Source organism: Actinoplanes italicus, from assembly GCF_003001815.1.
Lineage (GTDB): Bacteria > Actinomycetota > Actinomycetes > Mycobacteriales > Micromonosporaceae > Actinoplanes > Actinoplanes italicus.
On sequence record NZ_PVMZ01000019.1, the window covers coordinates 136,241 to 151,225 of the forward strand.

Here is a 14,985-nt window from a genome sequence, read left to right on the forward strand (position 1 = left end):
CCGTTTCCAGGTGACCGGGACGAACTGTTCGACGAGGACCGCCAGCATCCAGCTGAACAGCAGGCCCGGGTAGATCAGGTCCCAAATTCCGTCGGAGAAAGCCGTGCCGTTGCCGTTGCCGCCGTAGTTCGAGCAGCCGGTCGTGTCGAGGGCCGGCTGCAGCGCCACGGTCAGTACCAGGAGAAGAGCGCCGCCGAACACCAGCGCGCGGAAACCAGCCAGCGCGGATCGCGGTTTCGGCAGACTCCTGCGCTCCCCTTCGACGAAGAAGATGGTCGTCCCCGATTCGCATGTGGGCGTGCCGAGGACGGCACGCCCGTTCCGCGATGATCAAATCAACCGCGGTCAACTCACCGGCGGTGGCGCTGGAAGAAGCGCGACATCAGCTGGTTGGCGTCGATCTCGTGGGTGACCGTGCCGTTGCCGTTGTCGACGGGGGTGCCGGGCCAGGTGTGGCCGCCGTTCGCGATCCGGTACAGGGTCACCTCCGCGCCCCGGCGGCACGATCCGTAGGTGATCTTCGAGATCTGGTCGGTGACTTCGGTGGTTCGCGGCCGGGGTGCGCAACGGTTGATCTCCGCCCAGCGGGTCAGGGCTGCCGGCACCGAGTATCCCCAGTACACCGACCCGCCACCGGCGAACGGATTCGTCCAGTCCTGATCACCGTGGAAGGTCAGCACGGGAACGGGTCGTCCGGGCGTACACGATGAGGGGTCTGGTTTTGCATTGTCGCCGGGGTCCGGCCGTCCTGCTCGAAGACCGGCAACGGGGGCAATGGCTGCGATCATTTCCGGTCGGGCGCAGGCATAGGCCGAGATCATGCGGCCGCCGCCGGAGTAGCCGGTGCCGTAGACGCGGGCCGGGTCGGCGCACAGGGCCGTGACGGCCGTGGAGATGACCCGGTCGAGGAAGGCGACGTCGTCGCGGGCGCCGGCGGGCGGGGTGCCGGCGCCGGGGACGTTCCAGCCGTAGCCGGCGCCGGCGGGAATCACGCCGGTCGGGGCGAGGACGAAATGGCGCGCCTGCTTCATGTTGCTGTATTCGAGCTGGTTGGCGCCGGTGCTCTGGGTGCCGTGCAGGTTGACGACGGCCGGCAGGCGGGCGCCGGGGCGGACGCCGGCGGGAATGTAGACGTCCACCGGATACTGCTGGCCCTGGAAGACGACCGGGAGCGTGTGCCGGCCGGGGAGTCGTGTGCATCCGGTGGCCGACGCGGGTGTCGCCGGGGCCACCGCCGACAGCGCGGTGATCGCGCAGACCATGAGCCGTTTCATACGGAAATTTCCTCCCCGGAAGGTGGGATGCCCGCCCGGGAAGGTGACCCGGACGGGCGTCGGCGTGATCAGAACCGGACTTCGCCCTGATTCAGGACACGGGGATGGAAGTACGCCGCCTGGATCTCGGCGTTGCTGTTGCTACCGCGCAACTGCTCGGACCAGACCATGAAGTACGCCCAGCGCGGCTGCGAGGTGAGCAGCGACGCGTTCGGCACCTTGCCCATCTCGGCGATCGCGATCGGCTTGCCGGCCGCGATCGACTGCATCTGCGAGTAGTCACCGGACGACGGGTGGTTCTTGTACCAGACGTCCAGCGACACCACGTCGACGTAGTTCGAGCCCGGGTAGTACTGCGACCAGTTCGCGGTCGGGTTGTCCTGGACGTTCCAGACCCAGATCAGGTTGGTCAGTCCCTGGCTGTCGAAGTAGTCCTTCATCTGCTGGTAGATCTTGGCGCCGCCGTTGGCTCCGGGCCGCCCGCCCCACCAGTTCCACGTCTCGTTCATCTCGTGGAACGGCCGCCACAACACCGGGATCCCGGCGTCACGCAACTGCCGCAGGTAGGGCACGACCGCGGCCATCCGGCTGCGCCACGTGGTGTTCAGCGCGGTGCCGCCGGTGACGACCTGCTGGAACTGCGCGTCGGTGATCCGGGTCTTGACGCCGCCCTCGAACTCGCAGGTTGCGCCGACCGTGGGGGAGCAGGCGTGCCAGGTGAGAGCCACCAGCGAGCCGTTGGCCCACTCCTGTTTGGCCTGGTCGACGACGCGCTGCCGGTTGGCCTGGTCGCTGGAGCGGAACATCATCTCGCCGCCCCAGAGTCCCGGCCACTGGCCGGTCACCGCGTTGACCTGCTGGGTGTACGCGCCGGGCGCGGTCGCCGGCTCCTTGTTGTGCTGTCCGGAAACGATCGACGTACCGGTGATCGACCGCAGGTAGTTGATGACGGTCGCCTTGGACGTGGCCGTGAACGCGTTGGCGGTCGAGGCCGTGTAGACGATGCCGCCGCCGAGCAGCACCAACGTGCTGACCAGGGCGATGGCGGGACGGGGGATTCGCACCATTTACCTCCGTTGGGGACCTACGGGGTTCTTCGATGCGGCCCAGCATGCGTCAGTCATTGCTGCCGTGTCAACATTAGATTAATAATCTAAGAAAAACCCTGCGCGGGTACGTCCACCACGGCGCCCCACCTCCACCGCGTAGTCATCACTCCACCCGCGCCCACAGCCACGCCACGCCGCGCCGCGCGCGTAGCCGTTTTGCGCCGCGCCGTTCGCGGTTCCGCACCGCGCGTAGCCGTTCTGCGCCGCGCCGCGCCGTTCGCGGTTCCGCGCCGTTCGCGGTTCCGCGCCGCGCGCGTAGCCACTCGCGCCGCGCTGTCGTGTCGCCCGCGCCTGTTCTGCCTGCGCCCCCGTTGGTCTGGTGCCGCCGTTTGGTCGCGCCATCGCGCGGCGTCGCCTGTTCCTCGCAGATCTTGTGACGTTATGCCGTGTTAGCGGCCGCAATCTCACAAGGTCGCGGCGAATGGTGCGTCGCGTCGCGTCGGTGGACGCGGGTTCGCTGGTTTGGTCGCTGGACCGACGGCGCCCCGTGTCCTGGTGGTCGCCGTGTGGTGTGGCCGTTTCATGGCCGATCTTGTGGGGTTGTGCCGTGATGGCGGCCGGAACCTCGCAAGATCGCGGCGACGGGTGCGCGGAGCAGGGCGGGGCGGCGGAGCAGGGCGGGGCGGAGCAGGGCGGGGCGGCGGAGCAGTGTGGGGTGGGTGTGGTCAGCGCAAGGCCAGGTCCATGGTCGCGTCGTAGGCGGCGGTGCGGCCCTTGCCGGCGCCCTTCGCGGCGTACATCGCCACGTCGGCGCGGCGCAGCAGCTCGACCGCGTCGGTGTCCGGCTGGTGAGCGGCCCAGCCGACGCTGCACCGTACCGGGAGCTCATGAGAACCGACCGTGACCGGCACTGCCAGGGCCGTGGCCAGTCGGTCGAGCACCGCCGCCGGATCGACGGCCGAGTCCGGGCCCAGGATCAGCGCGAACTCGTCCCCGCCCAGCCGGGCCACCATATCGTCGTCGCCCACGCTGGACAGCATCCGGTCACCGACCGCGATCAGCAGGGCGTCACCGACGTGATGGCCGAGCGTGTCGTTGACGCCCTTGAAGTCGTCGAGGTCGATCAGCACGACGGCGAACGGTTGCCCCGCGACCAATGAGGCGGAAAGGCGCCGTTCGAAGAATCGCCGGTTCGCCAGTCCGGTGAGGGAGTCGTGGTCAGCCTGGTGGGCGAGCTGCGCCTGCGCCTGCCGGACCTCCTCGAGGCTGGCGTCGAGCTCGCGCAACAGCCGGGCGTTGTCGTAGAACGCCAGGATCTGCCGGCCCACCACGATCGCGGTCAGGGACACGGCGACCACGACCACCGTCGCCGAGCTACCGCGGGTGTGCAGCAGCAGCCCGTCGGTCGCGGCGACCGCCAGGTATGGCGCCAGGCTGAACGGCCGGCGTGGCCCGCGTTCCGTGAGGGGCCGCCCGATGAGTGAACGCTCACGTTCGATGGCAAGGCTGAAGAGGAAGAACGTGAGCGGCACACTGACACCGATCGCGTTCAGGTCGGGCCGCGTGGCGAAGCGCGGCAACAGCCCGCCGACCAGCGACGACACCACGACGCAGACGCCGAGGAAGTACATGGTCCGCCGGTCGACACCGCGGGCGCCGGCGATGGCAAGCTTGCTGAACGCCAGCGCCGCGGCGCACGCGAACAGCATCAGCCCGAGCACCGGTCCGGGCGCGCCGACCGCTGAGACCAGCTGGTCGTAGTTGCGGAAGTACAGGAACCAGCCGAACAGCCCGACCGACAAGATCACGACGGCGGCGTCCAGCCCGAACCGGACGATCGCGGTGCCCCGGATCGAGTCGCGTGCAGGCAGCCGGATCAACGCCCACAGCACGGTGACGATGGCGATGCCGAACAGGGTGTTGGCCGGTCCGGCCAGCGTGACCGTCTGGGCACGCGACAGTGTGTCCCAGGCCGTGACCATTGTGGCCAGCACGATCACGACCTGGGCGATCGCCAGGTGCAGCCAGAACCGGCGGCCCTCCGGCGAGACGCCAGGATCACGCCGCAGCCGGGCCAGCTGGGCCTGGTTGATGACGATGACCAGCGGCGCGAACACCCAGCCGATCCAGCCCGGGCCCCAGGGCGCGGGGGCGTTGGCCGCGAACCAGAGAACGCTGAGCAGCGCCAGCACGCCCGAGACGGCGGGCGGCACGGCGAAGCCGGCGCGCGTGAGGGTTCCCTGCACGGGCCCCTGATCGGCAGCGGACCCGCCGAGCTGAGATGAGGCAACCGGCCCGCGGAGCTGAACTCGGGTGGCGAGATGGCCGAGCGGGGAGCAGGAAGCGGGACTGCCGAGCTGGATTCAGCTGGCGTCAGGCTCGAGCTGGGTTCAGGTGGAGGCAGGGCCAGGCAGCTTCGGGTGGAGGCAGGGCCAGGTGGCTTCGGGTGGCGGCAGGGCCAGGTGGCTTCGGGTGGCGGGAGGGTCAGGTGGGATCAGGTGGTGCTGTCGCGGGCGACGATGTGCGCAGGGGGCGCCTGGTAGACCGCGGGCGGCTCGCCGGCCATCGCGTCGAGCATGGCTTTCGCCGCGATCTCACCGATCCGGACCACGTCGTGGCTGATCGCCGACAGGGCCGGCACGGCGAGCTGGCACAGGCCGGAGTCGTCCCACGCCACCACCGAGACGTCACCCGGCACGGCCAGGTCGTGCTCGCGCAGCGTGTCGAGAACGGCCAGGGCCATCACGTCGTTGTCGCAGACGATCGCGGTCGGTTTGCCGGCGAGCAGTTCGACGGTCGCGGCGCGGCCCGACTCGTACGAATAATCGCCCTCGGCCTGAATCAGCGAGACCCCGAGTGTCTCCGCCTCCGCCTGAGCGCCGTCGCGGCGCAGCCGGGTGTGCACGAACGACAGCGGGCCGCTGAGCTGCCCGACCACCCGGTGACCGCGGTCGGCGAGGAACCGGATCGCCTCCCGCGCGTAGTCGGTGTCGTCGGTCCACACCGTCGGCAGCCCGAAAGCGGTCGACGGGGCGCCGAGCACCACGGCCGGCAGTTCCAGCCGCTTAACCAGCTCCACCCGGTCGTCGTCGGGCGACAGGTCGACCAGGATGACACCGCTCACGCGCTTGTGCTCGGCCCACCGCTCGTACGACTCGTTCTCGGCCTCCCGGTCGGTGACCACCTTGACCAGCACCGACACGCCGGTCGGGGTGAGCACGCGCTCCAGCCCCTCGATGAATTCGTGATAGAACGGCTCCTCGCCGAGCACCCGTGAGGCCCGCGCCAGAACCAGGCCGACCCGCCGCTGCGCCTCTGCCACCGATTCCTCCGTACTCAATGTCACCGTCCGTAAAGACTAGTGGGCGCTCGTGGTGTGCCCCGGCGCGATGGCCGCCTGCACCATGAGGGCCGCCGCGCCGATGCTCGCGGCGTCTCGAGGCTGGGCGGACAGCTCGACGGCGATCGGGTGGCGGTTGCGGGCGTGCGCGGTCCGCGCGAGGTGGGAGCGCAGCCGGCGGGCGTAGATCGAGCCGGCGCTCGCGACGGCCGGGCCGGTCAGGACGAGCCGGCCCAGGTCGAGCAGGTTGACCATCGACGCCACGGCGACGGCCAGATGCGTGGCCGCCCGGTCGATCAGGGCGAACGCCTGCGGGTCACCGCTGACGGCGGCACGGGCGATGACGTCGTACGCCGACGACACGCTCCCGTCCAGCGTCAGTCGCCCGGCCAGTTCCGGATCCTGGCGGGCGTCCTCGACCACGGCCGCCATCGAGGCGTACCGCTCCACGCAGCCCTGATTGCCGCACGGGCAGGGCCGGCCGTCATAGCGGATGGACAGGTGGCCCAGCTCGCCGGCGTCGAAGCTCGCGCCCCGGAACAGCGCGCCGCTGAACACCAGGCCCGCGCCGATCCCGGTGGACAGGTAGACGCTGCCGAACGCCTGCTCCCGCGACACCCGGCGGCTCCAGAACTCGCCGAGGGCAGCGGCCGCCGCGTCGTTCTCCACCAGCACCGGCATCCGCAGCCGGTCGGCGAGCTCGGCCCGGACCGCCGCCAGGTCGGGCCCCGCCGACTCGAATCCGGGCCGGGCGGTCGGCGCCACGATGGCCAGGCCCTCGATCCGGTTGACCGGCAGGTCGAGCCCGTCGGTGAAGTCCGCGAACCGGGCCACGAGCCGTCCGGCCAGGTCACCACCGTTCTCCCCGGTGGCCAGCGGCACCACCTCTCGGCCCACCACACCACCGGTCAGGTCGACGGCCACGCACGTCAGCGTCTCGGCACCGAGATGAAAACCCATACCGAAGCGGCTGTACGGGTTGATCGACAGCAGGATGCGGGGCTTGCCACGTGTCGAGTCCGCGGAACCGGTCTCGTGGATCACGCCGTCGTCGATGAGAACCCGCACGATGTTGGAGATCGACGGCTGGGTCAGACCGGTCACCTCGGCCAGCTCCACCCGGCTGATCGACCTGGCCGAACGGATCACATCCACGACCAGGGCGCGGCTGCCGGGCCCGGCAGCGGGGGTTTCTCGACGTGCCATGGGCGAAACCGTATCGTCCCCGCGCTCAGCCCGTCCTTCAGTGCGGGTAGACGCGCGGGACCCGGGTCTCGACCTCGTCGCGGAACTTCTCGATGCGGGTGATCACCTGGCTGCGGCCGACGGTCTGCTCGATCCGGTCCAGGTAGAGGCAGCGGGCGGCGAGCCGGTCCAGGTCGACCGTGAAGTAGACGGCCATCAGCGGGTTGACGAACAGGGCGCTGCCGCTGGTGCGCCGGGTGAACTGGACGTCACCGAACTCCCCGGCGATCGCGGCGGCGATCTGGCCGTTGACGATGCTGGGCCGCTGCGGTGTGGCGGCCTGCGCGTCGGCGACCGCGTCCCGGTAGAGCCGCGCCTCCCGGCTGTCACGGGGAATCGACAGGGCGCCCAGGTAGCCGCCCTCCCGGTCGAGCGCGGCGAGGTTCTCCAGCACCTGCACGTGGTTGACGCCGTGGTACGCGTCGATGCCGAACCCGAGACATGTCACCAGCTTGATCGGCAGGTCGATCCCGGCGACCGCGCCGACGCTGGTCAGGTCCTCGACCGGTGTGCCGATCCCGTTCTCGTCGCCGCGCATCAGGATGTCGGTGCCGCCGTCGACCAGCACGATCGCGTCGATGCCGAGGCGCTCGATCAGGTGGCGGTAGGCCTCGCGCAGCGTCTGCACTCCGAGCGGCGGGAACGCGTACACCGTCGAGGGAAGATCGTGCGCGGCCAGCCACTTCGCCAGCGTCCCCTCCGGGAAGTACCAGTCCGGCGTGGCGGTCGCGGGGGTCACCTCGACGACGTGCCGGTCCACCCACGACGACCGGTCGACGAGTTCGAGTTCGGAGAACGACAGATTCGCCAGGTGTACGTCCACGCCTTCCTGCCACAGCGCCAAAGCGAGCGGCAGACCGGCGTAGACGTCGAAGCCGCCGCCCGCACCGGCGATCAGCACCCGCCGGGCCGGCGCCAGCGCGGCGAACAGCGGGGGAGTGGCCAGCGAGAACGACGGCGCATCAGAATCGGTCACTGCACCATGATCAGCCATCGGCGAAGATCCCGGCCAGCCGGTGGCAGCGGACCGGATCCTCGGTCAGTCCGGCGCCGAGCCCCCACAGCCAGTAGTCGACGGTCCGGAACAGCACCCAGTCCCGACCGTGGTCGCGGACGAACACCGGGTCGACCGCGTGGCCGGATGCCGTCTCCAGCGCGGTCATCCGCTCGGCGACGACCGTGGCGGTGCTCGGCACGTCCACCGGGGTCGGCACCGCGAGCCGCCGCGACGACGACGGCGTTGGAGCCGTGCGCCGGTTCGCCGTCGACGGTCAGGTCCCAGCGTGCGCACTGTGACCGGACTAGGGCGGGCAATCCGTCCAGCCAGCCGGTGTCGTGCCTCCACCAGCGGGGGCTCGCTGCGAACGACGGTGGGACGGCGAAGTCGGCCATCGGTGCACCATACTGGCGCCCGTGGGTATCGAGATCCATGTCTTTCAGGGCCGGATGTACGCCACACGCGGCTGGGCCAGCACCGGTGTCGCCGTCGAGGACGGCGTCTCCGGTGAACGGCTCGGTGCGGTGATGCTCGCGCTGCACGCCCGTCCTTCGGTGGGCACCTCCCCGCGTGAGCGGTCGCCGTGGCAGGTGTTCTGCGAGGACGTCGTCGGCGTCACGATGCTGCGGTACGGGCCGGAGAAGCGGGTCCGTGCCTACCTCTCTGACGGTGTCTGGAATGTCGTGGCCGACAGCCATGACCCGGACGCCGAGATCCGCCGGGTGCCGGCCGCCGACGGTCCGGCCGCGCTGGGCGCCACGTTGCTCGGCTACGTGGAGTCGCTCGCTCCACGGTGGCCGATGGTCCGCCGGGTCATGATCTTCACGACGGCGACCGGCCGGCTGGTCGTGATGCCGAACATCGGCGCCTACACCGTCGGCCCGGCCCGTGTCGCCGATCCCGACGAGCGATCCCTGCTGCCGGTGGTGCGGGAGGCCTTCGCGGATGCCGACGCGGAACGGACCGGCGCGCCCGAGTACCGGCAATCGCTGGTCGCGGCGGGGGTCGACCCGCACTGGCTGCACGGCAACGCCGAGGTGACACTCGACGAGCTGTCCGACGGCACGGTCGAGATCAAGGGCGCCGGCTGCCGCCGTAACCGCTACGCGGGCAGGCAGGAGACGACAGGTCGCATCGACGGCCTCGCCGCGGTGTGCGCCGAGGTGGCACGGATGATTCCGGAACTACCGAACGAACACCTTCCCCCGGGTACGCCCACCGGCGCGCGTTTCGGGTTCAAGTGCTCCTGGCTGGCCGTCCGCGGTGGTACGACCGAGGAGGTCGCGGATGCCGTCGGGCTGGACGACCGGGTGGAGTCCGACTGGGACGAGGGCGTCGAGTCGGCGTACGACCGCAAGGTCTTCGTCTCTCCGCCGACAGGCGGCTGGGTTTTCGTCGTGGGGCAGTTGCTCGACCTCGGCGGCAGGTCGGTGGCGTGGCTGAGTGGCCGGCTCGGCACCGAGGTCCAGTACTTCGGCAGCTACCGGGTGTCGGACACGCACCAGTGGGCGTACGCGATCGGGGGTCGTCTCGTCCGCCGGATGTTCTACGACGGGTGCAGCGGCACGTTCGAGCAGGAGGGCCCGCTCACACCGGTCGAGGCCGAGCTGGACGTGCCCGCTGCGGTCTCCGACGACTGGTCCGGTGTCAGTGAGCGAGACGTCATGCGGGTCGCGGACGCCTGGAGCATCGATCCGAACACGCTCGACCTGGTCGAGTCGTCCGGCGGCAAGGGCCTGGTCGGCGCCGTCACCCGCTCCGATCCGCCCAGCCCAGCGCGCTGACGGCCGTACCGATCCGCTGCCACAGCTCCTTCAGCGCAGCCGGGTCCCTGGCGCCGGCGCTCTCGTGCATCCCGGCTTCCGGGAGCCCGAGCCGGGCGGACACGAACAGATCGTCGGGTAGTGGCCAGAAGAATTCGCCGGCCCGCATCCTGGTCGGCGTCGGAGTCGGTTCCTCCACGTGGATCGTGCCGTACGCCGGATCGAGTTCCTCGCACAGCTCCCGGCAGAGCGTGACCACCGACCGCCGCCGCTGCGCCGCTTCGGCACGCTCGTCGTCGTCCAGATATTCACCGGGGACGTCGCACAGGTCGGTCTCGAGAAGGATCTCTACCGGGCGTCCGCCCAGCTTGTCGCCCTTGCCGAAGCTCAGCACGGCGGGTCCCAGCCCGTCGATGATCAGCCATGTCCGGTACGGGCGCAGGTCCTCCCGTGGCGCCGGCCAGTCGTCGACGGACACCAGCGCGAGATCGGTGACGTAGTCGAACGGGCCGGGATCGGTGGTACCTAGCCATGCCTCGCCGGTGAACCGGGCGCCCCGGGCGAGCAGCGCCGCGCCGACGAGGTCGAGGGACTGTGCGTCGGTGTGCCGGTCGAGGAACAGGCCGATGACGAACAGGGAGCCCTCGGGCCGTGATCGTTCCACCGGAGGATCGTACGGGCATTGATAATCGGCGATGCAGCGTTATGCTCGGGCGACGTTTTGGGAGCGCTCCCGGTTCGGAGGAACGGTATGAAGCGAACGTATCTGCACGGGTTCGTGGCCCTCGCCGTCCTCGCGGGACTCACCGCCGCGCCCACGGCGGCGCGGGCCGGTGGCCGGGACTGTGCCGGATACGTGGCATTGACCTTCGACGACGGGCCGACACCGGGGAACACCACCGCGCTGCTGGACGCGCTGCGCGCCGCCCGCGCCCGGGCCACCATGTTCAACACCGGTCAGAACGTCGAGGCCAACCCCGCGCTGGCCCGAGCGCAGGTCAGAGCCGGGATGTGGATCGGCAACCACAGCTGGGACCACCCGTTCATGACCCAGCTGACCGCCGAGCAGCAGGCCGACCAGATCGCCCGCACCCAGGACGTCATCCGCCGGGCCACCGGTGTCGCCCCGGCGCTGTTCCGGCCGCCCTACCTCGACACGAACGACGCGCTGCGGGCCGTCGAGCGGCGCTACCGGCTCACCGAGATCAACACCGACGCCGACTCGAAGGACTGGAACAACGCGACCGTCGAGGAGATCGTCGCGTCCGCCCGCGGCATGAAGGCCGGTGACGTCATCCTCATGCACGACTGGCCGCCAGCAACCGTCCAGGCCATCCCGCAGGTCGTCGCCGAACTCCGGGAACGCGGGCTCTGCACCGGCAAGATCTCCCCGGTGACCGGCCGGGCAGTGGCGCCGGGCGCGCCGGAGACCCGGCCGCTGGAGCGGGCGCACACCGCCGGACGGGTCGACGACCGGGCCGGCGCCGTGCGCTACACCTGGCCGGGCGTCTACTTCGAGGGCCGGTTCCGGGGCGGCAGTGTCGGGATCGTCCTCGACGACGCGGTCAACGACTACGAGATCCGGGTCGACGACCGGGAGCCCGTCAACCTCGTGACACCGGGGCGGACCACCCATTGGATCACCGGGCTCGGCCGTGGTGAGCACACCGTGCGCGTCGCCAAACGTACCGAAAGCCCTTGGGCCGCCGGGCAGTTCGGTGGTTTCGTCGCCGGTGACGGCGGCCTGATCCTCGGAAAACCGGCCGCCCGGACCCGGCAGATCGAGTTCATCGGCGACTCGTGGACCGCCGGCTACGGCAACATGTCGACGAGCCGGGACTGCAGTGCGATCGGCGGTGTCGACCGCAACAGCAACGCCGACCGGACCTTCGGCGCGCTGACCGCCCGCGGGCTCGGCGCCGACTACCAGCTCAACGCCTGGTCGGGCCGGGGCATGGTGCGCAACTACAACGGCGGCGACGCCGGAACCGACTACCGCACCTGGTACGACCGCACGCTACAGGCCGTCGACACCACCGCCCTGCCGCGCCCGGCCTCGTGGAAGCCGCAGGTCATCGTGATCGGCCTCGGCATCAACGACTTCTCCACCGACCTACACGCCGGCGAGAAGTGGGCGACCATCGACGAACTGGCCGCCGACTACCGGTCCGCCTATGAGGGCTTCGTCGGCAAGCTGCGGGAGCGGTACGGCCCGGCAGCGCACCTGATCCTGACCTACCCGACCCTGTGGAACACCACGGCCATGGCCGACTCGATCGAGCAGGTCGTCGCCGGGCGTAACGCTGCCGGTGACACCCGGGTCCGGTCCCTGCACTACAGCAGTCAGCTCGACCAGCTCGGCTGCGACTGGCACCCGTCCCTCGACGACCACACCCTGCTCGCCGCCGAACTGACCACCGCCATCGAGGCCCTGCCGCTGCACTGGTGACCCCGCGCTACGGCCTTCACCGCGGATGGTGGTGCGGGGGAACCTGAGGCGTGCTGATCCTGGTCGCCGCGTTGCCGAGCGCCTGGGCGATGTGCTTGGCGGCCAGGCGGACGCCCCGGGCGGGAAAGAGCAGGGCGATGACCATGAAGATGGTCGAGAGGGTGACCAGCAGGATCACCGCGGTTATATCGAAGACTCGGCGCATCGTTCACCTCTCGTCGGTGTGGTTGCCGAAGGGCTTCCGGCTGACCGCCAGCAGCCACCAGACCAGGATCAGTGCCGCTGCGGCGGTGAGGCTGCCGGCCAGGGCCGCCAGGTCGGCGGTCCGCCAGGCGGCCTCCTGATTACCTGACGGACCGGACCTGACCCCGATCTGGAACAGCGCGGGAAACAGTGCCGCGATGGGGAACGGGAGCCGGCGGACCACGGGGATTCGCCGCAGGAGGACGCTGCGCCGGAACGCGAAGCGAGTGATCGCGTACAACGGCAGCACCATGACGCAGGAGAACACGACGCCGAAGAGAAAGCCCTCGATCATCTGCACCTCCCAGGTTGCCTGGGTCGGCGTCGATCCACGGGAACGGCGCCGAGGCCTTCGCGTGAGATCAATTGAACCGTAATCAACGGAACGCGCCGCGACGGTAATCGGACACCTGCGAAGCGGGTGATCATGCTATGAGCCGGGCGCGCTGAGCTTGCCGACGACATCGGGCCGGCTGTCTCCAGTCATCCGAACGGGTGACGCGCGAAAGCCGGCTCCTGCGCCGGACTGGCTGACGGTCCGGACGATGGCGGCGTGTTCGCCGGGTCAGGAGGCCTGGCGGATCGGGGTGTCGGCGGCGAGCCAGACGTCGGCCAGGTCGCTCAGCGGGACGTCGAGGGCCTGGCTCAGGCAGACGACGATGCCGAACGCCGGCGCCGGGAGCCGACCCGTCTCTATCTTGCGCAAGGTCTCGGGGGAGATGCCTGCCGCCAGGGCCACCTCGACGAGGCTGCGGCCGGCGCGTGCGGACCGCAGGGCGGCTCCGAGGCGCTGGCCCGCTGCGATCTGTTCGGCGGTGAGCGGTTGGCGAACCATGCGAGCAGGATATCCCTCCGGATCGGCCCGGGCCTGACGTGGTATAAAAATACCGGTATTAAAGTACCGCACGGGAAAGGGGAGGCGTCGTGATCGAGCTCAAGTCCGCCGAGGAGATCGGCCGGATGGCGGTGACCGGCCAGTTCGTCGGCGAACTGCTCGCCGAGCTGAAGGGTTTCGCCGCCGTCGGCGTCAACCTGATGGAGATCGAGCACCACGCCCGCGGCCGGATCAAGGAGCGCGGCGCCGAGTCGTGCTACTGGGACTACGCTCCCTCGTTCGGGCGCGGCCCGTTCCGCAACGTGCTGTGCCTGTCGGTCAACGACGCGGTGCTGCACGGGCTCCCGCACGACTATGTGCTGCGCGACGGTGACCTGCTCAGCATCGACATGGCGGTCGGCATCGACGGCTGGGTCGCCGACTCCGCGCTCTCCTTCGTCGTCGGCACGCCCGACCCCGAGGATCTGAAGCTGATCGAGGCCACCGAGGTCGCGCTCGAGGCCGCCATCGTCGCCGCCCAGCCCGGCGGCCGGCTCGGCGACATCTCCGCGGCGATCGGCGAGGTGGCCCGCACCTACGGCTACGGCGTGAACGGCGAGTTCGGCGGCCACGGCATCGGCCGGACCATGCACGAGGACCCGCATGTCGCCAACAGCGGCCGGCCGCGTCGCGGTATGCGGCTCGACCCGGGCCTGACCGTCGCCATCGAACCGTGGTTCTGCCGCTCGACCGACAAGATCAGGTTCGATGACGACGGCTGGACGATCCGCTCCGCCGACGGCTCACGCACCGCCCACTCCGAGCACACGGTCGCCATCACGGCCGGCGGGCCGCGGGTGCTGACCCGCCGCCCCGGCCAGACCACCGAGCCGGCGGCCGCCGCTTAAACAGCGTGGTCGTACGCCCCGGCCGCGATGTCCTCCAGCAGGGCCGGGCCGGTCGGGTGCCAGTCGAACGCGGTCCGGGTGATCTCGCTGGACGCCGCCATGTCCGTGCCGAAGAAGCGGCCCAGGAAGCCGAGCTCGTCCGGCTCGACCGGCTTGGCCGGCAGGTTCAGGCGCCGGCCGATGGCCTCGGCGATGTCCCGGGTGGGCACCGCCTCCTCGGCGACCGCGTGCAGCCGGGTGCCGGCCGGTGCCTGCTCGAGGCCGAGCCGGACCAGGCGGGCCGCGTCGCGGACGTGCACCGCCGACCAGGTGGACGAGCCGTCGCCGATGTAGCCGGCCACGCCGTTGCGGCGGGCGGCCGCGGTCAGGATGGCGACGAAACCGTGGTCGCCGGTGCCGTGCACGGTGGGGGCGAAGCGCGCCGCGATGGCACGGACGCCTCGTTCGGCGTACTCGAAGGCAAGGTTCTCGGCGCCGCCGCGCGGTGCCTCCGGACCGCTGAAGGGTGACGGATCGTTCTCGGTGGACGGCCGGCCCAGCGCCAGGGCGGCGAGACCGGACGCGAACACGAGCGGGCGGCCGGAGCCGGTCAGAGCCTCGGCGAGGGTCTGCACGGCGCTCCGCTCGGCCCGGTTGGACTCGGCCGGGTTCGCCCAGTCGTGCTTGTTGGCCAGGTGGACGACCGCGTCGGCGTCGGTGGCGCCGCGCCGCAGGGCGTCCAGGTCGTCGAGGTCGCCGCGCAGCACGCCGGCCCCCTTGTCCCGCAGTGCCGCCGCGGCGGCGTCGGTGCGGGCGAGGCCGAGAACCTCGTGGCCCGTGGTGAGCAGCTCGTCGACGGTGTGCGAGCCGATCCAGCCGCTGGCTCCGGTTACGAACACGCGCATGGCGCGACCTCCTGCAAGG

Annotated in this window: 15 protein-coding genes; 3 read left to right on the forward strand and 12 right to left on the reverse strand. The window is 70.5% G+C overall.

Features of this window, described 5'->3' with window-relative positions; genetic code table 11:
• Positions 1–350 precede the first annotated feature (350 nt).
• The 7 genes from CLV67_RS36685 to CLV67_RS52870 all read right to left on the reverse strand — a co-directional run bounded on the left by CLV67_RS36685 (position 351) and on the right by CLV67_RS52870 (position 8,122).
• On the reverse strand, positions 351–1,274 hold the full coding sequence (locus CLV67_RS36685) for a CE1 family esterase (RefSeq protein WP_106326909.1): 924 nt from the start codon (positions 1,272–1,274) through the stop codon (positions 351–353).
• 68 nt (positions 1,275–1,342) lie between these two features.
• A complete protein-coding gene (locus CLV67_RS36690; protein ID WP_106326911.1) occupies positions 1,343–2,341 on the reverse strand; it encodes a glycoside hydrolase family 26 protein in 999 nt (332 codons plus the stop codon).
• A 707-nt stretch (positions 2,342–3,048) separates the two neighbouring features.
• Positions 3,049–4,569, reverse strand: a complete 1,521-nt coding sequence (locus CLV67_RS36695; protein WP_106326913.1) for a GGDEF domain-containing protein — start codon at positions 4,567–4,569, stop codon at positions 3,049–3,051.
• A gap of 248 nt (positions 4,570–4,817) precedes the next feature.
• Complete coding sequence (locus tag CLV67_RS36700; protein ID WP_106326915.1) at positions 4,818–5,645, reverse strand: LacI family DNA-binding transcriptional regulator; 828 nt, start codon at positions 5,643–5,645, stop codon at positions 4,818–4,820.
• 36 nt (positions 5,646–5,681) lie between these two features.
• Complete coding sequence (locus CLV67_RS36705; RefSeq protein WP_106326917.1) at positions 5,682–6,869, reverse strand: ROK family transcriptional regulator; 1,188 nt, start codon at positions 6,867–6,869, stop codon at positions 5,682–5,684.
• 37 nt (positions 6,870–6,906) lie between these two features.
• Positions 6,907–7,884, reverse strand: coding sequence for a DUF1152 domain-containing protein (locus CLV67_RS36710; protein WP_239166669.1), 978 nt, complete (start codon positions 7,882–7,884; stop codon positions 6,907–6,909).
• A gap of 10 nt (positions 7,885–7,894) precedes the next feature.
• Positions 7,895–8,122 (reverse strand): hypothetical protein, encoded by a 228-nt coding sequence (locus tag CLV67_RS52870; protein WP_203737472.1) that lies wholly within the window; start codon positions 8,120–8,122, stop codon positions 7,895–7,897.
• Positions 8,123–8,321: 199 nt separating this feature from the next.
• Between CLV67_RS52870 and CLV67_RS36720 the strand changes: the two genes are divergently transcribed.
• On the forward strand, positions 8,322–9,689 hold the full coding sequence (locus CLV67_RS36720; protein ID WP_146169433.1) for a hypothetical protein: 1,368 nt from the start codon (positions 8,322–8,324) through the stop codon (positions 9,687–9,689).
• On the opposite strand, the gene CLV67_RS36725 is transcribed toward CLV67_RS36720, so the two are convergent.
• Positions 9,655–10,332: a hypothetical protein gene (locus CLV67_RS36725; RefSeq protein WP_106326923.1), complete on the reverse strand. Its 678-nt coding sequence runs from the start codon at positions 10,330–10,332 to the stop codon at positions 9,655–9,657. The genes CLV67_RS36720 and CLV67_RS36725 overlap by 35 nt on opposite strands.
• An 87-nt stretch (positions 10,333–10,419) precedes the next feature.
• Here CLV67_RS36725 and CLV67_RS36730 point away from each other — a divergent pair, with 87 nt between their 5' ends.
• On the forward strand, positions 10,420–12,117 hold the full coding sequence (locus tag CLV67_RS36730) for a polysaccharide deacetylase family protein (RefSeq protein ID WP_106326925.1): 1,698 nt from the start codon (positions 10,420–10,422) through the stop codon (positions 12,115–12,117).
• Between the two features lie 16 nt (positions 12,118–12,133).
• Here the strand turns inward: CLV67_RS36730 and CLV67_RS51310 are convergent, their stop codons facing one another.
• From CLV67_RS51310 to CLV67_RS36740, 3 genes are all read right to left on the reverse strand, one after another.
• The gene (locus tag CLV67_RS51310; protein WP_146169434.1) at positions 12,134–12,322 is read right to left on the reverse strand and encodes a hypothetical protein; all 189 of its coding nucleotides are present in this window, start codon (positions 12,320–12,322) and stop codon (positions 12,134–12,136) included.
• A gap of 3 nt (positions 12,323–12,325) precedes the next feature.
• Positions 12,326–12,655 (reverse strand): hypothetical protein, encoded by a 330-nt coding sequence (locus tag CLV67_RS36735; RefSeq protein WP_146169435.1) that lies wholly within the window; start codon positions 12,653–12,655, stop codon positions 12,326–12,328.
• Between the two features lie 270 nt (positions 12,656–12,925).
• On the reverse strand, positions 12,926–13,195 hold the full coding sequence (locus tag CLV67_RS36740; protein ID WP_106326930.1) for a helix-turn-helix domain-containing protein: 270 nt from the start codon (positions 13,193–13,195) through the stop codon (positions 12,926–12,928).
• An 89-nt stretch (positions 13,196–13,284) separates the two neighbouring features.
• Here CLV67_RS36740 and map point away from each other — a divergent pair, with 89 nt between their 5' ends.
• Complete coding sequence (gene map, locus CLV67_RS36745; protein ID WP_106326933.1) at positions 13,285–14,082, forward strand: type I methionyl aminopeptidase; 798 nt, start codon at positions 13,285–13,287, stop codon at positions 14,080–14,082.
• Here the strand turns inward: map and CLV67_RS36750 are convergent.
• On the reverse strand, positions 14,079–14,966 hold the full coding sequence (locus tag CLV67_RS36750; protein ID WP_106326936.1) for an SDR family oxidoreductase: 888 nt from the start codon (positions 14,964–14,966) through the stop codon (positions 14,079–14,081). The genes map and CLV67_RS36750 overlap by 4 nt on opposite strands.
• Positions 14,967–14,985: the final 19 nt, after the last annotated feature.

Coding starts and splice junctions, on each gene's coding strand:
- CLV67_RS36685 (WP_106326909.1), bottom strand. CDS start 1,274: ATGAAACGGCTCATGGTCTGCGCGATCACCGCGCTGTCGGCGGTGGCC.
- CLV67_RS36690 (WP_106326911.1), bottom strand. CDS start 2,341: ATGGTGCGAATCCCCCGTCCCGCCATCGCCCTGGTCAGCACGTTGGTG.
- CLV67_RS36705 (WP_106326917.1), bottom strand. CDS start 6,869: ATGGCACGTCGAGAAACCCCCGCTGCCGGGCCCGGCAGCCGCGCCCTG.
- CLV67_RS36730 (WP_106326925.1), top strand. CDS start 10,420: ATGAAGCGAACGTATCTGCACGGGTTCGTGGCCCTCGCCGTCCTCGCG.
- CLV67_RS51310 (WP_146169434.1), bottom strand. CDS start 12,322: ATGCGCCGAGTCTTCGATATAACCGCGGTGATCCTGCTGGTCACCCTC.
- CLV67_RS36735 (WP_146169435.1), bottom strand. CDS start 12,655: ATGATCGAGGGCTTTCTCTTCGGCGTCGTGTTCTCCTGCGTCATGGTG.
- CLV67_RS36740 (WP_106326930.1), bottom strand. CDS start 13,195: ATGGTTCGCCAACCGCTCACCGCCGAACAGATCGCAGCGGGCCAGCGC.
- CLV67_RS36750 (WP_106326936.1), bottom strand. CDS start 14,966: ATGCGCGTGTTCGTAACCGGAGCCAGCGGCTGGATCGGCTCGCACACC.